The organism is Vibrio sp. MM46 (assembly GCF_027587135.1).
Taxonomy (GTDB): domain Bacteria; phylum Pseudomonadota; class Gammaproteobacteria; order Enterobacterales; family Vibrionaceae; genus Vibrio; species Vibrio harveyi.
The window spans coordinates 51,041-72,988 of record NZ_JAPPTO010000024.1; the positions used below are offsets into that span (position 1 = coordinate 51,041).

Consider the following 21,948-nt stretch of genomic DNA (forward strand, 5'->3'; position numbering starts at 1 on the left):
ATTTTAATAAAAATAACCATAAGTGATTATAAGTTTTTATTTTAAAAATAAAAAAAGAAGCCGAAGCTTCTTTTTTCATTCTTTATCGACGTCGTCCACGAGGTGGGTATGTCGGATCATCTGATGGTTGACCGCTAAGTGGAGGGATCTTCTCTTGACCTGCCAGTTTTTTCTGCAGAGAAAGCATCAGTTCTGCTTCTGCTTTTGGCAATTCACACTCTTCAATCAACTCATTGATGTCAGCGCCAAGTTGAACCATTTTAGAAGCACGGCTGTACAAACGACCATCTGTATCTGCGTGCTCAAGTTCACGAATGCGCTCATTAAGATGTTGAATCACATCTTGTTGCTCAGTGACCTTTTGACCTAAACCAACGACCACTGAACGCACTTCCAACAATTGCTTGTTTAGCTTTTGCACTTCTTTTTCTGCGTGACGTGCTTGCGCACGCTGCTGGTCCATTTGCTTTTGCAGACCCGCACGAACGCGAATTTGCAACAAAAGCAAAATCAAGAAAGCAAATGCTAGACCGCCCACTAAGAGCGGTAAAGATAGGAAGGTTTCGTCAGCCATGATTCATCAGCCAATTATAGGTGAGCCATCTCATCCCATTCGTCATCAGTTAGCAGCTTGTTCAGATCAACAAGAATAAGTAGCTTGCCATCACGGTTGCTTACACCCTGGATGAATTTCGCGCTTTCGTCCGTACCTACAGAAGGCGTAGTGTCGATCTCAGAAGAACGTAGGTAAACAACTTCAGCGACGCTATCTACTAAGATACCGATAACTTGACGCTCAGACTCAATCACGATGATGCGAGTGTTGTCAGTAACTTCACCTTCCATCAAACCAAAACGTGAACGTGTATCGATAACCGTTACGACATTACCACGTAGGTTGATAATACCCAGTACGTAATCTGGCGCACCTGGAACCGGAGCGATTTCTGTGTAGCGAAGAACTTCGCGAACTTGCATTACATTAATGCCGTACGTTTCTTCTTCTAGTTGGAACGTCACCCACTGAAGAACTTCGTCGTTCGATGTATCTTTCTTCACTTCTACTTCAAAAGCTTGAGACATAGTTAATCCTCGTAATTGTCGTTCCCGACCAAAAATCTAATTCAGTGATTTTACATCTAAACCAGCGTTTAGCATGTCTATAAGTGCTTGGACATGAATTAAAGCACACATTTTTTCTTTCACCATGCCCGCTAGCCAAGGGCGCTTACCTGCTTGTTCACGCCAACGGACTTTGTCGATATTGAGTGTCTCAGTACCCATTAATTGGTTACTTGCCAACCCCCACATGCTTTCACCAAGCATAACGACGTATTGGTAGTTATCTTTGTACTCTTCGTCATGAAGCTTATCAGCCATCACCCACCTCGCAGTGTCGACAACATCAAATTGTTGCTCACGACTGGTTTGCAAACCTAGGTACCATGCAGGACGACCAATCAAATGGTTCAGTTCCGTAATTTGATGGATACCACCGAGCTCATCAAGTGGAACGGCAAACGTCACACCATTAACATCAAAGTACAGCACCTGAAAATCTTCGCTACGTTGCGTGCTTTCCCAAGTGTTTGGCAACAGTGAGCCTGTTTCCGTTTCCAGTTCGGCTTCTGTCTCAATGTGCTGTTCGACTTCCACATCGGCTTCAACGTCAACTTTAGGCTCAAACGCTTCAGTTTCAGATTGAGTCCAAACTGGTTCTAGCTGCTCGGTCTCAACAGCAGGAATCAATTCTTCTTCGATATCCCACTCTTGAATTTCATCCACGGCAACTGCCGCAGCTTCGATTTCAATTTCTGGTTCGATTGATTTAGCTTCGGCTGCGATATCAATCGTGTTTTGATCCAAAATGTCATCGATATCCAACTCTGCCACTACATTGGTGGATTCCAGCTGGCTTAACAATCGTTGAACGTCTTCCAAATTAGGCGCTTCTAACTCAGGTGAGTAAGTATCGCTGTATTGGTACGACTCTGGTTCCGCGTATTGTATTTGTAATTTTGGCTCTGGCTCTGGCTCTGGCTCTGGCTCTGGCTCTGGCTCTGGCTCTGGCTCTGGCTCTGGCTCTGGCTCTGGCTCTGGCTCTGGCTCTGCAGATGATAGTTCTTGAGCGAGTAAGTCAAGCTCTTCTTCTTGCTCAATGACCTCGACCTCTTCGCCAAGCAATGCGCTGAAGTAATCATCGAGCGCCTGTTCACTGGAAAGTACGTCGTTATTGCTCATCGAACGCCAACCTCTCCAAGTAAATCAGCAGTTGCTTGTAAGCAAACACCCCACGACTACCAGAAGCAAAGTGTGATGCTGGTAAATGCTTTAAGCTTGCATCACGGAATTTCGTGTCAATCGGCACCGCAGAAGTCCATACCTGATTCGGATAATCTTTCTTAAGCTGAGTCAGTGTCTGCAACGAAGCTCTTGTGCGCTTATCGTACATGGTTGGTACGATCGTCACTTTAAAGCCACCTGGACGAGACTTCTGCATAATGGTCAAAGTGCGCATCATACGCTCAAGACCTTTCATCGCTAAGAACTCAGTTTGAACAGGGATCAGGATACGATCACTCGCTGCTAGCGCATTGACCATCATTACGCCAAGAATTGGCGGGCAGTCGATCAACACATAGTCATAATCTTCTGCTACGGCTTGAAGCGCTCGTTTTAAGATCAAGCCCATGCCGCTGCGGTTTCCCATCACACGGTCAAGCGTTGCAAGTGACATATGTGCCGGGATGATGTCCATTCCTTCAAGTTCAGTCTCGACGATTAACGGCTTTACTGTCTCACGTGAAAACGTCTTCAATTGGAACAAATCAAACAAGCTCGACGTTACTGCATCCGGATCATAACCAAGGTAAGTCGTCAGTGACGCATGAGGGTCTGTATCAACCATCAATACACGATGACCTTTTTGGCTCAATAGCCCAGCCAACGTCACAGTTGATGTCGTTTTCCCTACCCCACCTTTTTGGTTAGCAACACTCCAAACGATCATGATCTTTCCTACGCTAAGCCCACTTCTACCAACATGCGTTCCGCAATGCGGTCGAGAGGTAAATCTTCTGTAGAGATGCCCGCTTTCGCAACCGCTTGTGGCATACCGTAAACCACACAACTATCTTCATCTTGAGCCCAAATTGTTGAGCCTGCTGATTTCAACATGCGTGCGCCTTCACGACCGTCAGCCCCCATACCTGTCAGTACCATCGACAATACTTTGTCACCGTATACTTTTGCAGCAGAGCCAAACGTAACATCCACACAAGGTTTGTAGTTCATGCGGTCGCCGCCATCGATAATGCGCAGACGAGCAGCACCTGCACGACCGTCGATCATCATTTGCTTACCGCCTGGCGCCAAATAGGCAACGCCAGCTTGCAATACATCACCATCTTGAGCTTCTTTTACTTGGATCTTACAAAGCGTATTTAAACGACTTGCAAAAGCAGCAGTAAAAGTAGCTGGCATATGTTGGATCAACACGATTGGGTGCGGATAGTTTACGGGTAAACGAGTCAGAATTTTTTGCAGAGCAACAGGACCACCAGTGGAAGTACCGATAGCTGTTAACTGATATTTCTTACCTGAAGCGCGGTATTTTGCTGCCACAGGGCGACTTGCAGTTGCTGCGGCAGGCGCAGTATTGCGTGATGCTAATGGACGAGTTGTTGAGCTCGGTGCAGTCGCAGCAGGTTTCGCCATTGGGCGACGCATAAATGCGCGCTTAGAAGCAATTTGAATGACACGTTGTTGGAGTAGCGATACCGCTTCATCACGGTTACGAGCAATATCTTCAAATTTCTTCGGTAAGAAGTCCAATGCACCAGCGTCTAGTGCGTCAAGCGTAGCCTTCGCCCCATCATGAGTCAGGGACGAAAACATTAGGATTGGCGTAGGAGACGTAGCCATAATTTCACGCACGGCAGTAATACCGTCCATGACTGGCATTTCAATATCCATAGTGATGACGTCAGGTTTTAGAGTTTTGGCTTTCTCAACCGCTTCTCTGCCATTAACCGCAACGTCTATCACTTCTAGGCGCGATTCTGAGTTGATGATTTCGCTAACGCGACGACGGAAAAAACTCGAATCATCAACGACTAGTACTTTAATCGCCATCTTATTCCTTTTTTCAACTCCAGCTTCGCTTAAATGCGCGAAGCTGCAGCGTATTGCTTAAGTAGATCTGGCACATCAAGAATCAATGCGATGTGACCGTCACTGGTAATCGTTGCACCTGCCATACCTGGCGTGCCTTGCAATAGGTTATCCAGTGGTTTGATAACCACTTCTTCTTGACCAATCAATGTATCCACCACAAAGCCGACACGTTGGCTACCAATTTGAACGATAACAACATGACCATGACCAATGCGCTCTTCTACACGTGGCGACTTAGAAGCTAACCAGTTTTGTAGGTAGAACAGTGGGATAGACTTATCACGTACGATAATGGTTAGTTGACCATCAACAACGTTGGTACGGCTAAGATCTAAGTGGAAGATTTCATTAACCGATGCAAGAGGCAGTGCGAACGGATGACCGCCAACACCAACCATTAGTGTTGGTAGGATCGCAAGCGTCAGTGGTACTTTGATGGTGATCTTAGTGCCTTTACCCAATTCTGAATCGATATCGATAGAACCGTTCAAGGTGTTGATCGCCGTCTTAACCACGTCCATACCTACACCACGACCAGAGATATCAGAAATCTTCTCTTTGCTCGAGAAGCCTGGTGCAAAAATGAGGTTGAAACACTCTTTATCCGACAAGCGTGCTGCTGCGTCTTCATCCATCATGCCGCGTTTTACTGCGATACCACGGAGTTTATTTGGATCCATACCGCCGCCATCGTCAACGATAGCCAGTTCAATATGGTCACCTTCTTGCGATGCAGACAGAATCACTTTACCAGTACGAGATTTACCCGCTTTCGCGCGGTCGTCTGGCATTTCGATACCATGGTCAACCGAGTTACGCACCAAGTGGATCAATGGATCTGCAAGTGCTTCTACTAGGTTTTTATCAAGATCGGTTTCTTCACCGCGCATTTCAAGCACGATGTCTTTATTTAGGTTACGCGCCAAGTCACGAACAACGCGTGGGAAGCGACCAAACACTTTCTTGATTGGCTGCATACGCGTTTTCATTACCGCACCTTGAAGGTCTGCGGTAACAACATCTAGGTTTGCTACTGCTTTCGACATTTCTTCGTCGTTGCTGTTCAAACCAAGACTTAGTAGACGGTTACGAACCAATACAAGCTCACCCACCATGTTCATGATGGTGTCTAGAGTTGAAGTATCAACACGCACTGTGGCTTCTGCTTGTGGTTTCTTAACCGCAGGCGCTGCTGCTTTTGCTTCTTCTTTTACTGCAACCGGTTTTGCTTCTGGCTTAGGTGCCGGAGCTGGCGCTGGAGAAGGCGCAGCCGCTACTGGAGCAGGCTGAGGTGCTGGAGCTGCTTTTGGCGCTTCAGGCGTAATATTTTCTGATGCTGGTTTAGTCGCAAAATCTAACTCTTCGATAGATGGACCTTTACCCGAACCATGTAATTCGTCGAGAAGTTTTTCAAACTCTTCATCGGTCATCAGATCGCCGTCAGTTGATGCTGACGCAGCAGGAGCAGCCGGCTCTGGCGCTTTAGGCGTTTCTACTGGTGCCACTTCTGATGCCGATGGGCTCTTACCTACGCCATGCAGCTCGTCAAGAAGACGTTCAAATTCATCATCAGTGATATCACCACTGTCTAATGAAGGTGCACTTACTGGCGTTGGAGCCACTGGTGCTGCTGGCGCAGATGCACCCGGAGCAGAACCTTTACCGTGTAACTCATCCAGCAGTTTCTCAAACTCGTCTTGAGTGATTTCATCAACAGAACCCACGCTAGAAGGTGCTGCTTCTACTGGCGCTGCTGGTTGTTCGATAACTGGCTCTGGAATAACTGGTTCTGGCTCAGCAACTGGCACTTCAACCGCCGCAACGACTTCGTCTTCAGACTCAGGTTTGCATAAACGATGAAGTTCTTCCAACAGTGCAGGATCGGCTGCATCCAGTGGTTCACGGTCTTGAACCGCTTGGAACTGATGGTTAACCGTATCAAGCGCTTTTAGCATGGTGTCCATCAAACTTGGCGTGACTGAACGCTGACCGTTTCGCAATACGTCGAACACGTTCTCAGCACCGTGACAAGTGTCAACCAGCTCTGCCAATGATAGGAAGCCTGCACCACCTTTTACAGTGTGAAAGCCGCGGAAAATCGCGTTTAGGAGATCTTTGTCTTCTGGATTATTTTCCAGTTCAACCAACTGCTCAGACAGCAGCTCAAGAATTTCCCCAGCCTCAATTAGAAAGTCCTGAAGAATATCTTCGTCTAAATCGTAGCTCATACGTTACCTTTAAAATCCAAGACTGGACAACAAGTCGTCGACTTCGTCCTGCGATGAAACCGCATCTTCCCTGAGTTCAGGGTGAAGAATCGGGCCTTCTGCTTCGCTTGATTGTTTAATCTTTTTATCTGACGGTTCTGGCAAAACTTGAGTCTGTTCTTCTGGTTTATTTCCAGAAAACACGGTCAAGATCTCAACAAGGCGATCTTCCACTTCATTGACAAGCGTGATCACGCGGCGAATGATTTGACCCGTTAAGTCTTGGAAGTCTTGTGCCATAAGAATTTCGGTCAGCTGACCGCGCAATTCAGTGCTATCACCTTCGACTTGAACTAACAGCCCATCGATACGGTGGCAAAGTGCTTTGAAATCGCTTAATTCGATGCGTCCGTGCATGAGTTCGTTCCACTGAGGGCGAACTTGTTGAAGGCACTCATGCAGGTTGTCGGCGATAGGTAAGCAGCAATCAACCGCATCCATCGTTTTATTCGCTGCCAACTCAGTTTTATCAATCACGTATTGCAGACGGTCCCTTGCGTCCGGGATTTCCGCTTTCGCAATTTCTGTCATGCGTTGATCGATGTTGAAGTGCTTAAGTGAATCATGAAGGTCGCGGGTTAATGTTCCGATTTCTTTTAGCATCGGATTCCCATCGCTTTCATATATCGAGGCAACAAGCTCATTGGCTTGGTCCTGTTCCCCGTTTTCTAGCATCTGAACGAGCGACTTCGCCTGCTCTAGTGAGATCATCCTGAATAGACCCTTTTTTACGTTTAGTTCTTTCTTATCGCTTTTTAAACGTCAAGCGAGCCACCCTTTAGTAGTAGGTATTAGAAGTGGTGACTCGATTAACAAAGAGAAAGAGAGAGTTATAAACGTTCGAAAATTTTATCTAATTTTTCTTTAAGCGTTGCAGCTGTAAATGGCTTAACGATGTAGCCGTTAACGCCTGCTTGCGCTGCTTCGATGATCTGCTCACGCTTTGCTTCCGCTGTGATCATTAGCACAGGCAAGTGCTTCAGTTCAGCGTCAGCACGGATGTGTTTCAGCAAGTCGATGCCTTGCATACCTGGCATGTTCCAGTCGGTTACAACAAAGTCGAAGTCACCTTTTTTCAGCATAGGTAATGCAGTTAAACCATCGTCCGCTTCTTGAGTGTTATTGAAACCCAAGTCACGAAGCAGGTTTTTAACAATACGGCGCATTGTTGAGAAATCATCAACAATAAGGATCTTCATGTTTTTATTCAAAATTGCCTCCACTGAATCGTAAAATCAGTGTGTTTAGTCATTTTGTGTCCACGCACTGAGCTTGGTGCGTAAACGTTGCATCGCTTGACTCAGTATTTGGCTTACGCGAGATTCGCTCACACCCAACACATCGCCAATCTCTTTCAAATTGAGTTCTTCGTCATAATAAAGCGAAAGTACTAAAGCTTCACGCTCTGGAAGCTGTTTTATTGATTCAACCAGTGCTTTTCTGAACGATTCATCAGCTACACCCTTAAACGGGTTGCTGTCATCGGTCTCATCAGCCGGTGAAATCACATCATCAGAGACGCCTAAATCTTCAATTCCCACTAATTTTGAACAGTTTATATCGGTAAGAGCACTATGATATTGGTCTAGTGTCATACCAAGATGCGCTGCTACTTCAGCATCAGATGGGTCGCGATTTAGTACGCCTTCCAGCTCTGCGATCGCTTGGTTAATTTCGCGATTGTTCTTATGAACAGAACGAGGTACCCAGTCGCCTTTGCGAATGTCATCTAACATTGCACCGCGAATACGGATACCCGCATACGTTTCAAAGCTCGCACCTTTAGAACCATCATAATTCTGCTGAGCTTCGATAAGGCCGATCATGCCGGCCTGAATTAAATCCTCTACCTGAACACTCGGCGGTAAACGGCCTAACAGGTGGTGAGCAATACGCTTAACCAACACCGAGTAACGCTCAATGAACGCCTGCTGGCTATTAAATTTGCCATGTTGGTTATAGGTAATCGCTTTATTCACCAAAAGGGTCCTCTGCGAATTCAGTACGATTTAGCAACCTTTCCACAAAAAACTCTAGGTGTCCACTTGGTGTTTTAGGTAGTGGCCACGTTAGTGCTTTGTTCGCTAATGAGCTGATCGCTAAAGCCGCAGGAGAACGTGGGAATGCGTCCACAACGATCTTCTGTCTTTTCACGGCTTGACGTACTTTGTCATCCAATGGAATACATGCTACGAGTTCAAGGCTGACATTCAAGAAGCGCTCTGTGACTAGAGTCAACTTTGCGAATAATTCTCTGCCTTCACGGTAGCTTCTGACCATATTTGCAACAACTTTGAAGCGCTGAACCTGGTGTTCTTTACTCAACAGCTTGATTAATGCATATGCATCAGTGATTGAAGTTGGCTCATCGCAAACCACAACCACAACATCTTGAGCTGCTCGTGAAAAGCTAATCACCATGTCAGAAATGCCCGCAGCTGTATCAATCAACAGTACGTCCATTTCCTCTTCAAGACTACCAAATGCACGGATGAGTCCAGCATGTTGAGCGTGAGACAGCTCGGTCATGCTTTGTGTGCCAGAAGTTGCAGGGACTATCTTTATACCATAAGGGCCTTCAACAATCGCATCTTTTAGCTCACATTCACCCGCAAGGACATGCCCTAGGTTACGTTTTGAACGAATTCCGAGCATAACGTCCACATTAGCTAGACCTAAATCTGCGTCGAGAACCATCACTTTTTTGCCTTGGCGTGCCATGCAGATCGCCAGACCCAGTGTTACGTTTGATTTACCCACACCACCTTTGCCGCCAGTAACAGCGATTACTTTAGTCAATGATGGTTGTGTTAAGCGACGGAGGCCGCTTGCTTGATCGTGTATCATATTCTCAGTCATAGTAGTCCGCCGCCCTAGAGTCCTTCGTTATCACTATTCCAAAAGTGAGGTTCGTTCTCTGTCGACTTCTCTAACAGTTCATTTGCTTTCGCAATCATGTATTTTGGTTGTGCTATCACAATGTCTTCTGGTACGCGCTGACCGTTGGCAATGTATGCCACTGGCATCGCGTTCTGAATCACCACGCTGATGAATTCGCCTAGACTTAACGACTCGTCAAGCTTAGTCAAAATACAACCCGACAGCGGAATGCGTCGGAAGTGATCCAGAGTTTCCTGCAGAACTCGACGTTGTGCAGTAGCTGGCAAAACAAGGTAGCTGTGAATCACTTCTCCGCTTTCTTGCATTAAGGTATCGAGCTGCTCAGAGAGTCTTACGTCTCGTTGCCCCATCCCTGCCGTATCGACCAAAATCAGTCTTCTGTTTCGTAGCTGATATATAACATCGGCTAACTCGTTAGAATCTTTAGCAACTCTTACAGGACAACCCATAATTCTTCCGTAAATTGAGAGCTGCTCATGTGCACCTATACGATATGTGTCCGTTGTCACAAGGGCAACATTATCGGCACCAAACTCCATTGCCGCACGTGCCGCTAACTTAGCCACCGTAGTCGTTTTACCCACTCCTGTTGGACCAAGTAATGCGACGACACCGCCACGCTTCAGAATGTCTTGTTTCGGAATGTTGATCTGATCCGCCACAAGAGACAGCAGTGCTTTCCACGCTCGCGCTGGTTTCGTATCTTCTGGAATGTAGCAAGCCATTTGGTCGGCAAGTTCAGGTGAAACACCCATACGCTCCAAACGCTTAATCAGCATTGCTCTTAATGGCTCGCGGCGTTCGACCTCTTGCCACATCAAACCCGACACTTGATGTTCCAACAAACGACGAATCGACGTCATCTCTTCACGCATGTTCTCTAGCTCATCGGCAGAGTCATCGCGTTCATCCGATGGACGGCGACGGTCATAGCGCGTTGGATCCAACTTAGGAGTTGGGCGGTCAAATCGGTTGTCTTGCGCAATCAGTTTCGCCAGTGGCGAGTCTGGTTGGTAAGGCGCAGGTTTCTCTTGGTTATAGCTTTCACGGTGCTTATTTTGGCGCTGCAGCAATGCGGACAAAGAATCTTCATTCTCTGCGACATGGTCATCTGACTCGGCTGCACCGCTGCTGTATTGCTTGAGCATGTTCGCGAAACGTTGCGTCATTGAGCCTGATTTATCTTTGTTCGCGTTTAGGCTAATTCTGTCATCATCTAAACGGCGATCTTGGAAACGCTCTGAAGCAGATGACGGCATTTGACGTTGTTCGCTATAACGATTTGATTGAGCTGCGCCACGGTTAGGAAGCGATTGCGCTTGTGAGGTTGGTGCTGCGTTAGACTCACCGTCAATCGCTGCAACGATCTCTACACCGCCCGCCACTTTCTTGTTCGACATGATCACCGCTTCTGCGCCAAGTTCTTCTTTCACTTGGAGCAACGCAGTTCGCATGTCTTTGGCAAAAAATCGTTTAATTTTCAAACTATGAATCCATTAATGATGCGAAGGGCTTAGTTGCCCACCGCTTGCACAATTCTGATCTGTTTCTCGTCCGGTATTTCTTGGTAAGACAGTACGCGGAGGTTAGGTATTGTGTTCTTAACGAACTTAGCCAGTGTTGAACGCAATACACCAGATGTCAGCAGAACCGCAGGTTCCCCTTTCAGTTCTTGCTCTTGTGTCGCTTGGCTCAGAGAGGACTGAAGTCGCTCTGCCAATCCCGGTTCGATACCGGCAGATTCGCCACCTGATGCCTGCATTGTTTGATGCAATATTTGTTCCAGTTCAGGTATAAGCGTTATCACTGGTAACTCTGGCTCTATACCATTGATTTCCTGAACAATTAGACGTTTCAAACTGATACGAACGGCAGCAGTCAAAATGTCAGGTTCTTGACTCTTGCTTGAGTACTCCGCCAAGGTTTGCACAATGGTTCGAATATCACGAATCGGAATAGCTTCGTTAAGTAAGTTTTGCAGTACTTTCACTACCACACCAAGCTGAAGTTGGTCTGGGACAAAATTCTCAACCAACTTAGGTGCACTGCGCCCTAGCATTTCCAATAGGTTCTGTACTTCTTCGTGACCAATCAATTGCGACGCGTTATTGGTAAGCAATTGGCTTAAATGCGTCGCTAACACGGTTGAAGAGTCAACCACCGTGTAACCTAACGCTTGAGCATGTTCACGCTGCTCTTCACGAATCCAAACCGCTTCCAGACCAAATGCCGGGTCCATGGTTGGCTCACCTTCGATCATGCCGTAAACCTGTCCAGGGTTAATCGCCAGCTCTTGGTCTGGGCGAATTTCTGCCTCACCAACGGCAACTCCCATTAGCGTGATACGATAGCTATTAGGTGTCAGCTCAAGGTTGTCACGAATATGAACCGCAGGGATCAAGAAACCAAAATCTTGCGAAAGCTTCTTACGTACCCCTTTTACACGTTCTAGCAACTCTCCGCCTTGGTCACGGTCAACCAAAGGAATCAAACGGTACCCGACTTCTAGACCGATGATATCGACGGGTTGCACATCATCCCAAGACAGTTCACGTTGAGAGATCGGCTCACTGCCATCTTCAGCTTTCGCTGGTAATGCTGGCTCTTTGGCTTTTTGTTTCTGTTTTTTGTCCAGCCAATAGGCACCACCACCCGCGATTGCCGCCAGTGACAAGAACGAGAAGTGCGGCATGCCCGGAACGATACCCATCACGCCAAGGATAGCAGCAGTAATCATCAATGCTTTTGGGTTGTCGAACATCTGAAAAATCAGCTGCTCACCCATATCTTCATCAGTATTTTGACGCGTTACCATCATCGCCGCTGCGATAGAAAGTAATAGCGATGGAATTTGCGCCACCAAGCCGTCACCAATGGTCAGCAAGGTATAGATTTGCATCGCTTCAGAGAAGCCCAAACCGTATTGCGCCATACCAATCGACAGACCGCCAATAATGTTGATAAACAGGATTAAGATACCTGCAATCGCATCACCTTTTACGAATTTTGACGCACCATCCATTGAACCGTAAAAGTCGGCTTCTTTGGTAACTTCAAAACGGCGTAAACGCGCTTGGTCTTGGTCAATCAAACCGGCGTTCAAGTCCGCATCGATCGCCATCTGCTTACCCGGTAAGGCATCCAAGGTAAAGCGAGCACTTACCTCAGAAATACGACCAGCACCTTTGGTAACAACCATAAAGTTAATGATCATCAAGATGAGGAAGACCACAAGACCGACGGCGTAGTTACCACCGATAACTACGTTACCAAACGCTTCGATAACGTTACCCGCAGCGTTACCCCCTTCATGACCATAAAGCAGTACCACACGAGTAGATGCAACGTTCAACGCCAGACGTAATAAGGTTGCAATAAGCAGCACCGTTGGGAAAGCCGCAAAGTCGAGTGGACGACGTGTGTAAACGGTCACTAACAACACCACCATGGCTAAGGCGATGTTAAAAGTGAAGAACAAATCCAACAGAAACGCTGGTATGGGTAGTACCACCATTGCAAGGGTGGCCAATACCATAACAGGCGCACCAATGGCAGGCATGGAGCGCTGTGGGATTCGTGGTAATTTATCTGCAAAAGGCAGGCTTAACTTCATACTGCGAGGTGTCTCAATCGGTCTGGAGCATCACGTTAGTACAAACATACTATTAGTATTACGCGACAGCTTTCGCCTAAAAGTTTAGGTATTGTTGTTGATTAGGGCGATATAAGCAATGTGTGTACCATGATTAACGCCAAAATAATGACTAGTTGCTCAAAGAAATTACAATCCTTTGATCTAATGTGAATTTTTGTCTAATCCATCAATGCAATTATTTTCATTAGTGGCGATGTTCAGGAGGGATAGGCAGGTCATAATCTTGAATCTTAGGTCGTTGACCGCCACGTTTGCGATACTGCTTAAGTTGGAACACAAACGCGAGCACTTGTGCTACGGCAGTAAACAGTCCATCTGGGATTTCTTGTTCCAACTCTGTAGTGTGGTAAAGCGCACGCGCTAAAGGTGGAGCAGGAACAATAGTAATGTCATGTTCGCGCGCCACTTCTCGAATCTTCATCGCCATATGGTCGGTACCTTTGGCGATCACTACAGGCGCACGGTCGGTTTTCTGTTTATAACGCAGTGCGACGGAAAAGTGCTCCGGGTTGGTAATGATAACGTCCGCCTGAGGGACATCAGCCATCATTCGACGCTGAGCCGCTTCTCGTTGCAGCATACGAATACGACCTTTGACCTCCGGTTTACCTTCGGTCTCTTTGTATTCGTCTTTGACTTCTTGCTTGGTCATTTTTAGTTGATCGGCGTGCTGCCAAATCTGAAACGGAATATCGATCGCAACAACGATAAGCAACGAGCAACTGATCAGTAAAATAAAGTTAAGCAAGATATCCAGCGCATGGAATATGTTCTGCGGATACACGTCCATACTAAGTTGAATCAAATCCGCTTGTGAGGCTTGGATGAGGTATATCGCCATTCCCGTCACAAGTGCGACTTTTAAGATGGACTTGATAAGCTCTACCCAACTCTGCATGCCCACCATACGCTTTAAGCCGCTAAGCGGGTTCATTTTGGAGAGTTTTGGCATCGCCGCTTCAGCAGAAAAGCTAATGCCCCCCACACCAGCCGCGCCAATCATTGCAGCAATAAACAAGGTAATGAGGATAAGAAAAAGCGGAAACAACAGATCGCCCATCGCACCAAATGCAATGTCGAACAACTTAGCCGTATCAAAAATCTCATCGCGTTTGAGATCAAATAAGCGGCTCATAATGGAAAACAACGAACGTGCCAAAGACTCGCCAAACCACATTAAGGCGATAGCACCAACAATCAATACCGATGCTGATGCGAGCTCTTTAGACCGAGCAACCTGCCCCTTTTCTCTGGCTTGTTGTAACCGTCGGGGCGTGGCTTCTTCGGTGCGTTCTTGACCGTCTGACTCTGCCAATCCAGCCCCCTAGCAATCTAAGCGAATGAGGTTACAAATCTGCTCCTCACCCACTGCCCAGAACAATTCATAATGACTGTACAAACCCGCCAAAATGTACCAACAAAGCAATAAACCGACCATCAAGGCAAACGCAAAACCAAGCGAGAAGATATTCAACTGAGGCGCGGCACGGGTCATTACACCAAATGATAAGTTAATCGTAAGCAGCGCGATAATGCCGGACAACGACATACTCAAAGCGGTCTTAAACATGATGCCAAGCCAGCCCGCCATTTCGCGAAAATCCACCGCATTAAGCGAGCCAGAACCTATCGGCAAGGTTTTAAAACTGAACACCACCAGTTGCAGCATTTTCAAATGCCCATCGGTAGCAAGGAAGAACATGGTCGCTAAAAACATAAACAGCTGACCAAGCAAAGGTGTGTTTTGGCCGTTCGCTGGGTCGACCATGGACGCAAAACCCAAGCTCGATTGCATACCCAAGATCTGACCAAGTAGAACAAAGGTTTGAATCATAAACTGGGTCACCATGCCCATCGCAACACCAATTATGATTTGTTCCGCAATGGTCATGAAACCACGAAAAGAGAGCAGCTCAATATCCTGCGGCACAGCTGGAATCGCCGGAGCAACGGCAAAAGTGATCGCTAAACCTAGGTAGAGTCGAATTCGAGGCGAGACAAAACGTGCCCCTGTCACCGTCATCACCATCAACATGGCAGAGATACGTGTGTAGGGCCAGAAGTAATTCGCGATCCAGTCGAGGACTATATCGGTAGGATACTCCATATGCGCCTCTAGTAGAGCACCTGTGGAAGACGTTCAATCAGACCGAAGAAATATTCCATCAACATCTGTGTCATCCAGTGACCAAATAACATCAACGCCAATAAAGTCACAATCAAACGAGGTAAGAAACTCAACGTTTGTTCGTTGATAGAGGTTGCCGCTTGGAAAATCGCGACAACAAGACCGATAAGCAAGCTTGGGATAATAATGGCACAGACCATGATCAGCACCATCCAAAGTGCATCACGGAAAAGCTCGACAAACATTTCAGGAGTCATGTCTTACCCTCTTCTCTCTGTGCCAATCTAAAGGGCAAAACTGCCGGCGAGTGTCGACAATATCAGGTTCCACCCATCCACCAGCACAAACAGCATCAGCTTAAATGGTAGCGATACGATCATTGGTGATAGCATCATCATACCCATAGCCATCAACACCGACGCAACAACTAGGTCGATGATCAAGAATGGTAAGAACAGCATGAAACCAATTTGGAAAGCGGTCTTAAGCTCAGAAGTAATGAAAGCAGGAATCAACACCGCCATCGACACATCTTCTGGGTTTGTCACCTCTTCGCCAGACATATTGACGAAAGTTTCCAAATCTTTGATTCGAGTCTGCTTGAGCATGAACGCTTTCATCGGTACTTGAGCCGCATCAAAGGCTTCACGCGCCGTCACTTGTTCATTCAAATAAGGCTGAACCGCTTTATCGTTGATCTCATTTAACACCGGTGACATGACAAAAAAGGTAAGAAAGAGCGCAATACCGATGATGACTTGGTTGGAAGGCGTCTGTTGCAAACCCATGGCTTGCCGTAAGATCGACATCACGACCACAATGCGAGTGAACGAGGTCATCAAGATCACCATCGCTGGCAAGAAGCCAAGCATCGTCATCAACGCAAGGATTTGTAAGGTAACCGAGTAATCTTCGCTACCATCGGCGTTTGTGGTCATAGTGAAAGCAGGAATACCGCCCCCATTAGTCACTGACATAGTGCGACTTGAGCCTGATTCACTTTCCATCGCTTTCACGGTCACGCTGTCACCTTGAGCGAGGTTAGCAGGTAACGGCGACTCCTCTGCCTGAGCAAACGAAAGTGAAGAAAACAGCATTCCGACCATCAGCACAAACACGCTGAACATCAGGCGGATTGAATTATCCTTTGTCATGTTTTTTTATTAGCTGGCTGAACTGGCTAGCAAAAGCACCGGTGGCCAACTCTTCCTCTTTCAGTGGCGTTTCAAGTTTGGCAAGCGTTTGAATGGATTGGCTAGTAATACCAACCAAAAACTGCTCTTCTCCTACTTGAACAACCGCAATTCGTTCTTTAGTACCAACCGGTAACTGGCTAATAATACGCAGCCCTTTTTGTTGACCCAATGCTGGCACTTGCATGCGTTTTAGCATCCAAGCGAGCAGAAGAATCACACCAATAACCAGCACCAAAGAGCCCAGTGTCGTCGCCAAATCTAAGTTGCTTGGCGCGGCAGCAAATGCATAAGGAGCACTTAGCATTAAGCCAAGTGCTCCCGTGATTTGCTTCAATCGAGTTTTGATTGAACTACTCATATTAGCGCAGCTTTTTAATGCGTTCAGTTTGGCTGATCACGTCAGTAAGACGAATACCAAACTTATCGTTGACGACCACGACTTCACCGTGAGCAATCAAAGTACCGTTAACCAATACATCGAGCGACTCACCAGCCAATCGGTCCAACTCCACAACCGAACCTTGGTTCAATTGCAATAGGTTACGGATGCTGATCTGCGAACGACCGACTTCCATCGAAATAGTCACGGGGATATCCATGATGGTGTCGAGTTTACGACGCTCATCATCAGAGATTGGGCTAGAGGTGTCTTTCAACTCTTCCAGTGGCGCTGCCAATACTTCATCAACATCAATTGAAGGCGCAGACGGGTCCTCGCCAAGAGCGGCTGCCCATTCGTCTGCTAGCTTTTGATCGTCACTCGGTTCCATTTTTCTGTCCTGTGTTAAACCTTACTTGCGCACTGTGAGCTTGCTTTTTCCCTGTTGTGAGTACTAGCAGCTGTTGCGACTTAGGGAGTAAGGATTTCTTAATCGTCTGTATCGTCGTCATTCTCAAGCTCAGACATAATGTCTTTACCTAAGAAGGCTAAATCGGTTTTCACTACGTGTGGGCGTTCAATTTCTTCAGAAACTTGCACCGCAAGCTTGTCGTCAGAGCGTCCCATCTTCACGCGGTAAGTCGGTAAATCTTCGATGAACATGGTCGCATGTTCTGGCATTTCAATCGGGATCACATCGCCCGGTTGCAACTCCATCAAATCACGTAGGGAGATGTCTTTCTCAAGCAGATTAACGCGGAAGTTAACCGGACAATCCATGATCTCTTCACGCAGTGCAGAGCTCCAACGAACGTCGGTTTCCATCTTGTCAGATTGAACACCAGCATCGAGCAATTCTCGAATAGGCTCAACCATTGAGTACGGCATCACCACATGGAAGTCACCACCGCCGCCATCCACTTCAATATGGAATGAGCTTACGACAATCACTTCAGTCGGGCTGACAATGTTCGCCATGCTTGGGTTTACTTCTGAATCAAGGTATTCAAATTCCACCCCCATGACCGGCGACCATGCTTCTTTGTAGTCTTCGAAAACAATCTTCAATAGAAGCTGGATGATGCGACGTTCAGTTGGGGTAAATTCACGACCTTCAATTTTGGCGTGGAAGCGACCATCACCGCCAAAGAAGTTTTCTACCAAGATGAAGACTAAACGCGCTTCCATGGTGATCAATGCCGTACCTTTTAGTGGACGGAAACGCACCATGTTCAAACTGGTTGGAACGTACAGAGTATTTTGGTATTCACCAAACTTCATCATCTGTACGCCGTTAATCGAGACCTCAGCGGTTTTACGTAACATGTTAAACAGGCTGATACGCATGTGTCGTGCAAAACGCTCGTTGATAAGTTCGAGCGTCGGCATTCGACCACGTACAATCCTGTCTTGAGACGAGAAATCGAAATTGACGGCACCTTCGGTGTCGTTATCTATGGGTTCATCAACGTCATCGACATCGTCAACCCCATGCAGAAGCGCATCAATCTCGTCTTGGCTTAATAGATCGGTCACGTTTTACCTATTGAATCACAAAATCTGTAAACAGTACTTTTTCAATCACTGGCTTACCAACAGCAGCATTGAGTGCAGCTTTGATATCGTCAGAAGCGCGGTCACGCAGCTCAACACGTCCCGTAGGGGAACGAAGCTGCTCAACGGTTGCCGATGCAAAAGTTGACAACAATGAACTCTCAATCAACGGAGAGTGGTAACGAGCTAATTGCTCATTTTCACTGCCACGCACCATCAATTGCGCTTTGATTTGTACCAGTCTGTCACGACGGTCGCCCGTCACATTAAAAATAAAGGGTTGTGCGATATTCACATAAGCGATCGGCTCAGCCGCTGTTTGCGCTTGTGCTTGCTCGGTCTGCTCCGCTTGCGCTGGCTCATCAGAGCCCATTAAGAAGAAAGCGGCGGCACCACCACCAACCAGCAAAACCACCACTGCGATAATGATGATCAGTAATTTACTTTTTCCTTTTGGCGCATCCGCACCTTGTAACTGTTCTTCTGCCATTACTGTCTCTTATTGTTCTGCTTTTTCTAGACCGCTATTTTATGCGTAAAAACTAATTCCATCACGCTTTGAAACGACATTCAAATCAAGATTCGTGTCGGCATCAAAGTTTTCATCTGACTGACCAGAAAATCCACGACCTTGCCCGCCTTGACCATTCTGTTCAGCATTTGCGTAACCACTTTGCTGCTGTCCACTGCTCTGCTGCTGTACAGAAGAATCCGCCAACTGCATACCTTGTTGTGCCAACATCTCTCGAAGGCGTGGCATTGTCTGTTCGATCAAATCACGTGCCTGTGGATTCGCCACTGTAAAATGCACGTTAGCGAGATCGTTGTTCATTGTCATGCGAATTTGCATGCGCCCTAACTCAGGTGGGTCAAGACGAATATCGAGGTTTTTCAAGTTCTTCGACATCATCATTTGTACTTTTTCTGCCACCTGGTCATTAGCGAGCTCTTTGGTAAGCTGCAAAGGCAGTTGGGCTTGTTGAGCTGCATCCACTCGCGCTTGTTGCTGAGCCGTCACACCTTGTTGACCTGCTGCTGCTTGAAGTTGCCCCGCCAGTCCATGTTGTGGTTCTGGCTTATCTTGTTTACTGCTTGCTCCTTTTAGCGCACCGGCAGCAAGGCTCGCGTTCATAACTTTCTTACTTAACTCTGCGCTTGATGTTGCGTGCGCGGTCGGATTCATGCTTGCAGCAACCAAAGCTTCTGGCATAGCTGACATAGCAGCTTTATCAACATTGGTCGCCACGGCTGGCTGCGCAGTGGCTTGTGCGGCTGCGTGTTTAGCGTCCTGAGCAACAATATGATGTGCTTGCTGAGCCGCCACTGCTGATGCTGCAACACGAGTCGGAGTGTGGGCCACCTGATGCTCCACCATCGCAGCTTTAACATCACTTGGCAAGGCGACAAACTGAGCAAGATCTTGTTCTGGAATATCCGCAACCAACTCACCCGTTTTTAACCCTTCAATCACATCAATTTCTTGTTTTGAAAGTGGTTTACCTTGTGCCAGTTTGGTATCGATGATGTGTAACTCATCAAGCGTAATTCGTTTAACAGGTACCGTTTCTACGTCACCAGATAAGCCTTGTTGTAGTGCAGCCGAAGCGGTTAGTGCTTCAGCACCAGCAAATACTTCAGCGCCTTGCATTGTTTGAGGTTGCACGCCTTGCGCAACGACTTGACCATTCACTGCGGCTTGCGTAGTTGCATTCACCGTTGCTTCCGTATGGGCAGCTTGCGCACTAGGTGAATTCCAATCAATTTGCGCAGAAGCTTGAGCACTTGTTTGTTGTTGCACTAGGTTTGAGGCTTGTTGCTCAGTCATGTCTTTAGAAGCAACGACGACAGGCTTACCATTAGCATCGAATACGACCTTCTCATTACCAGTCGAAGAAACTGCTTCCCCTTGCTGGACAGACCCAGCAGCAAGAATCGCCTGCTGCTCAGGAGTGAGTGGTACACGTTGCGCCTTATCGTTCCCTGTTTGTGTAACATTAAGTTCTGGTGGCAAGGCTTTGCCGCTATCAACTGAAGACTCAGTAGGTTTAAGAGTCTGGTTGGCCTGTTCTATACGACCAAGAAGTTGCTCACCTTCTCCCATCGCGTTTTTTACATGAGCACTTTGAGCTTGTTCTGTATCAGCAACTTTTACGTTTTGAGTTTGGCTTGTCGTTGATGATGTAGCCGGAGCCGATACAGACTCAGACCCGTCTTCACTTTTCACAACATGCCCGTCTACCGACGAATTTACCGCAGCCACTGTTGCTGCCGAGCCTGGTTTTTCTGAATTGGCAGCTTGCTCATTATCTGCCCCCTCTGACGACTTCGTTGACTGATTATGTGTCAGCAGCGCATCGGTGGACTCTGACGATGTTGTTTTTTCACCGTCTGCCACGACTTTTTCTTGGCTCTCACCTTCTGAGCTTACCGATGCTACCTTTGCAGCGTCATCTGTGGTTTCTGCCGAAGCTTCTGACGCATCAGGTTTTGCGACGGCTTTTTCTGATTTTTGTGAATCGGTAAACACCCCTGCTAAGGTTTCAAAAAAACCTTTGCTTTCAGGGTCTTCTGCAGCAACTTTATTCGAAGAATCGGAAACCGAGACCTTACTGGTTGCAGAAACATTGGATAAATTCACATTCATATAGAAACTCTCGTTATCGGCAGCGCTGAGCATGGCGCTGTCGGATTGCTCATTAGCGGCAAACTTGGGTCATGAGACCCGATACTGTCGGTTAAATTGCAAAAATCACGCCAACCTATAGTGTGGAATTTCTGACGGAGCAAAGAAGGGATACGGATGGAACAAAGATCAAACTTGCCGTAAATCTAGTCACTTTATTAATTTGACTGCAGAGTCGTTGAGGAGTAAATAAAAAACCTCGCTCAACCTTTAAGGAATCGCTTTGAAAGTCACAGAATTACGCCAATACAAAATCAAAACTGGTAAAACAGAGCAATGGTTAACGTGGATGAAGGACGAGTTACTTCCCTATCAACGCTCCAAAGGCATGCGCGTATTAAACACGTATGTTCATACAGGCGAAGATGGACATGACTACTTTGTTTGGCTGCGCGAATTTGACAGTGAACAAGCACGCCAATCACTTTACGCCGAAACCTACAACGAGTGGTGGATTCGAGAAATTCGACCAAAAGTGTTTGAGTTAATTGAGCAAGATTCCGTCAAAGTGACCTTGTTGGAATCGGTAGAAATGTAATCTACGCCAACATCGAGAGTAAGAACTTTAGAATCGTTGCGGTTTCCGGCTGTACAGTAAGGTAGAAAACTCATCCATCTGCTTTTGTTCGCGCTTGGCTTCCGCAATTTGCTTTTCCTTCTCGCGCTTTTCGATCATCCACTCATAAGACATACGCTCTTTACGCATGTTTAACCAGTAATCTTGGCAGTTAACCACCTGTTCTTTAAAGTGGCTTTCGGCTTGCTTTTGTTTGGAAAGCGTTTCATCAAGCTGGGTTAAAAAGCGATTCAAGTGACCGTATTGGCTCGCAGTGAGTCCTGCCATACCACGATCTACCAGTTGCTGGCAGTAATCTAAACGGTACTTTTCAATCTGCTCAACTTGGCGGTAATAATCTTCTAGCTCTGTGCGGGCTTTATTGAGCGCTAATACTGCTTGGTCTTCGCGCTCTTTTGCCTGATCAAGTAGGAACTCCATGGCGTTATTCAT

Annotated in this window: 23 protein-coding genes; 1 reads left to right on the forward strand and 22 read right to left on the reverse strand. The window is 46.9% G+C overall.

Features of this window, described 5'->3' with window-relative positions; translation table 11 throughout:
- Nucleotides 1–82: 82 nt before the first annotated feature.
- The 21 genes from OH459_RS22100 to OH459_RS22200 form a co-directional block, all read right to left on the reverse strand.
- Entirely contained in the window at nt 83–574 is a 492-nt protein-coding gene (locus tag OH459_RS22100) for a DUF2802 domain-containing protein (RefSeq protein WP_005447967.1), read from the reverse strand.
- A gap of 14 nt (nt 575–588) precedes the next feature.
- Nucleotides 589–1,083: a chemotaxis protein CheW gene (locus OH459_RS22105; protein WP_005438733.1), complete on the reverse strand. Its 495-nt coding sequence runs from the start codon at nt 1,081–1,083 to the stop codon at nt 589–591.
- Between the two features lie 36 nt (nt 1,084–1,119).
- On the reverse strand, nt 1,120–2,241 hold the full coding sequence (locus tag OH459_RS22110) for a chemotaxis protein CheW (RefSeq protein ID WP_074050751.1): 1,122 nt from the start codon (nt 2,239–2,241) through the stop codon (nt 1,120–1,122).
- The gene (locus OH459_RS22115) at nt 2,231–3,010 is read right to left on the reverse strand and encodes a ParA family protein (RefSeq protein ID WP_005448395.1); all 780 of its coding nucleotides are present in this window, start codon (nt 3,008–3,010) and stop codon (nt 2,231–2,233) included. Before OH459_RS22115 ends, OH459_RS22110 begins: the two co-directional genes overlap by 11 nt.
- 8 nt (nt 3,011–3,018) lie before the next feature.
- Nucleotides 3,019–4,134, reverse strand: a complete 1,116-nt coding sequence (locus tag OH459_RS22120; RefSeq protein ID WP_005448394.1) for a protein-glutamate methylesterase/protein-glutamine glutaminase — start codon at nt 4,132–4,134, stop codon at nt 3,019–3,021.
- Nucleotides 4,135–4,163: 29 nt separating this feature from the next.
- Nucleotides 4,164–6,404: a chemotaxis protein CheA gene (locus OH459_RS22125; protein ID WP_269988776.1), complete on the reverse strand. Its 2,241-nt coding sequence runs from the start codon at nt 6,402–6,404 to the stop codon at nt 4,164–4,166.
- Nucleotides 6,405–6,413: 9 nt separating this feature from the next.
- On the reverse strand, nt 6,414–7,154 hold the full coding sequence (locus tag OH459_RS22130) for a protein phosphatase CheZ (protein ID WP_005448392.1): 741 nt from the start codon (nt 7,152–7,154) through the stop codon (nt 6,414–6,416).
- Between the two features lie 119 nt (nt 7,155–7,273).
- A complete protein-coding gene (gene cheY / locus OH459_RS22135) occupies nt 7,274–7,642 on the reverse strand; it encodes a chemotaxis response regulator CheY (RefSeq protein WP_017635949.1) in 369 nt (122 codons plus the stop codon).
- A gap of 45 nt (nt 7,643–7,687) precedes the next feature.
- Nucleotides 7,688–8,422: an RNA polymerase sigma factor FliA gene (locus OH459_RS22140; RefSeq protein WP_005448391.1), complete on the reverse strand. Its 735-nt coding sequence runs from the start codon at nt 8,420–8,422 to the stop codon at nt 7,688–7,690.
- On the reverse strand, nt 8,415–9,302 hold the full coding sequence (locus OH459_RS22145; protein ID WP_009696006.1) for a MinD/ParA family protein: 888 nt from the start codon (nt 9,300–9,302) through the stop codon (nt 8,415–8,417). Before OH459_RS22145 ends, OH459_RS22140 begins: the two co-directional genes overlap by 8 nt.
- Nucleotides 9,303–9,316: 14 nt before the next feature.
- Nucleotides 9,317–10,828, reverse strand: coding sequence for a flagellar biosynthesis protein FlhF (flhF, locus tag OH459_RS22150; protein ID WP_005448389.1), 1,512 nt, complete (start codon nt 10,826–10,828; stop codon nt 9,317–9,319).
- 29 nt (nt 10,829–10,857) lie between these two features.
- A complete protein-coding gene (gene flhA / locus OH459_RS22155; RefSeq protein WP_005448388.1) occupies nt 10,858–12,957 on the reverse strand; it encodes a flagellar biosynthesis protein FlhA in 2,100 nt (699 codons plus the stop codon).
- Between the two features lie 226 nt (nt 12,958–13,183).
- Entirely contained in the window at nt 13,184–14,314 is a 1,131-nt protein-coding gene (gene flhB / locus OH459_RS22160) for a flagellar biosynthesis protein FlhB (RefSeq protein ID WP_005448387.1), read from the reverse strand.
- 9 nt (nt 14,315–14,323) lie between these two features.
- The gene (fliR, locus tag OH459_RS22165) at nt 14,324–15,106 is read right to left on the reverse strand and encodes a flagellar biosynthetic protein FliR (RefSeq protein WP_005448385.1); all 783 of its coding nucleotides are present in this window, start codon (nt 15,104–15,106) and stop codon (nt 14,324–14,326) included.
- Nucleotides 15,107–15,114: 8 nt separating this feature from the next.
- Complete coding sequence (gene fliQ / locus OH459_RS22170; protein WP_005433008.1) at nt 15,115–15,384, reverse strand: flagellar biosynthesis protein FliQ; 270 nt, start codon at nt 15,382–15,384, stop codon at nt 15,115–15,117.
- A gap of 27 nt (nt 15,385–15,411) precedes the next feature.
- The gene (gene fliP, locus OH459_RS22175; protein WP_017817802.1) at nt 15,412–16,281 is read right to left on the reverse strand and encodes a flagellar type III secretion system pore protein FliP; all 870 of its coding nucleotides are present in this window, start codon (nt 16,279–16,281) and stop codon (nt 15,412–15,414) included.
- Entirely contained in the window at nt 16,268–16,681 is a 414-nt protein-coding gene (fliO, locus tag OH459_RS22180) for a flagellar biosynthetic protein FliO (RefSeq protein WP_005448379.1), read from the reverse strand. The genes fliP and fliO overlap by 14 nt, the downstream gene beginning before the upstream one ends.
- 1 nt (nt 16,682) lies before the next feature.
- Nucleotides 16,683–17,093, reverse strand: coding sequence for a flagellar motor switch protein FliN (gene fliN / locus OH459_RS22185; protein ID WP_005448377.1), 411 nt, complete (start codon nt 17,091–17,093; stop codon nt 16,683–16,685).
- Nucleotides 17,094–17,191: 98 nt separating this feature from the next.
- Complete coding sequence (fliM, locus tag OH459_RS22190; RefSeq protein ID WP_005448375.1) at nt 17,192–18,238, reverse strand: flagellar motor switch protein FliM; 1,047 nt, start codon at nt 18,236–18,238, stop codon at nt 17,192–17,194.
- Between the two features lie 7 nt (nt 18,239–18,245).
- On the reverse strand, nt 18,246–18,746 hold the full coding sequence (gene fliL, locus OH459_RS22195; protein ID WP_009696009.1) for a flagellar basal body-associated protein FliL: 501 nt from the start codon (nt 18,744–18,746) through the stop codon (nt 18,246–18,248).
- Between the two features lie 39 nt (nt 18,747–18,785).
- A complete protein-coding gene (locus OH459_RS22200; protein ID WP_269988784.1) occupies nt 18,786–20,900 on the reverse strand; it encodes a flagellar hook-length control protein FliK in 2,115 nt (704 codons plus the stop codon).
- Nucleotides 20,901–21,162: 262 nt separating this feature from the next.
- On the opposite strand from OH459_RS22200, the gene OH459_RS22205 reads away from it, so the two are divergent.
- The gene (locus tag OH459_RS22205) at nt 21,163–21,477 is read left to right on the forward strand and encodes an NIPSNAP family protein (protein WP_005448370.1); all 315 of its coding nucleotides are present in this window, start codon (nt 21,163–21,165) and stop codon (nt 21,475–21,477) included.
- Between the two features lie 27 nt (nt 21,478–21,504).
- On the opposite strand, the gene fliJ is transcribed toward OH459_RS22205, so the two are convergent.
- Nucleotides 21,505–21,948: a flagellar export protein FliJ gene (gene fliJ / locus OH459_RS22210; protein ID WP_005448369.1), complete on the reverse strand. Its 444-nt coding sequence runs from the start codon at nt 21,946–21,948 to the stop codon at nt 21,505–21,507.

Coding starts and splice junctions, on each gene's coding strand:
- OH459_RS22100 (WP_005447967.1), bottom strand. CDS start 574: ATGGCTGACGAAACCTTCCTATCTTTACCGCTCTTAGTGGGCGGTCTA.
- OH459_RS22105 (WP_005438733.1), bottom strand. CDS start 1,083: ATGTCTCAAGCTTTTGAAGTAGAAGTGAAGAAAGATACATCGAACGAC.
- OH459_RS22110 (WP_074050751.1), bottom strand. CDS start 2,241: ATGAGCAATAACGACGTACTTTCCAGTGAACAGGCGCTCGATGATTAC.
- OH459_RS22115 (WP_005448395.1), bottom strand. CDS start 3,010: ATGATCGTTTGGAGTGTTGCTAACCAAAAAGGTGGGGTAGGGAAAACG.
- OH459_RS22120 (WP_005448394.1), bottom strand. CDS start 4,134: ATGGCGATTAAAGTACTAGTCGTTGATGATTCGAGTTTTTTCCGTCGT.
- OH459_RS22125 (WP_269988776.1), bottom strand. CDS start 6,404: ATGAGCTACGATTTAGACGAAGATATTCTTCAGGACTTTCTAATTGAG.
- OH459_RS22130 (WP_005448392.1), bottom strand. CDS start 7,154: ATGATCTCACTAGAGCAGGCGAAGTCGCTCGTTCAGATGCTAGAAAAC.
- cheY (WP_017635949.1), bottom strand. CDS start 7,642: ATGAAGATCCTTATTGTTGATGATTTCTCAACAATGCGCCGTATTGTT.
- OH459_RS22145 (WP_009696006.1), bottom strand. CDS start 9,302: ATGACTGAGAATATGATACACGATCAAGCAAGCGGCCTCCGTCGCTTA.
- flhA (WP_005448388.1), bottom strand. CDS start 12,957: ATGAAGTTAAGCCTGCCTTTTGCAGATAAATTACCACGAATCCCACAG.
- fliR (WP_005448385.1), bottom strand. CDS start 15,106: ATGGAGTATCCTACCGATATAGTCCTCGACTGGATCGCGAATTACTTC.
- fliQ (WP_005433008.1), bottom strand. CDS start 15,384: ATGACTCCTGAAATGTTTGTCGAGCTTTTCCGTGATGCACTTTGGATG.
- fliP (WP_017817802.1), bottom strand. CDS start 16,281: ATGACAAAGGATAATTCAATCCGCCTGATGTTCAGCGTGTTTGTGCTG.
- fliO (WP_005448379.1), bottom strand. CDS start 16,681: ATGAGTAGTTCAATCAAAACTCGATTGAAGCAAATCACGGGAGCACTT.
- fliN (WP_005448377.1), bottom strand. CDS start 17,093: ATGGAACCGAGTGACGATCAAAAGCTAGCAGACGAATGGGCAGCCGCT.
- fliL (WP_009696009.1), bottom strand. CDS start 18,746: ATGGCAGAAGAACAGTTACAAGGTGCGGATGCGCCAAAAGGAAAAAGT.
- OH459_RS22200 (WP_269988784.1), bottom strand. CDS start 20,900: ATGAATGTGAATTTATCCAATGTTTCTGCAACCAGTAAGGTCTCGGTT.
- fliJ (WP_005448369.1), bottom strand. CDS start 21,948: ATGAATAACGCCATGGAGTTCCTACTTGATCAGGCAAAAGAGCGCGAA.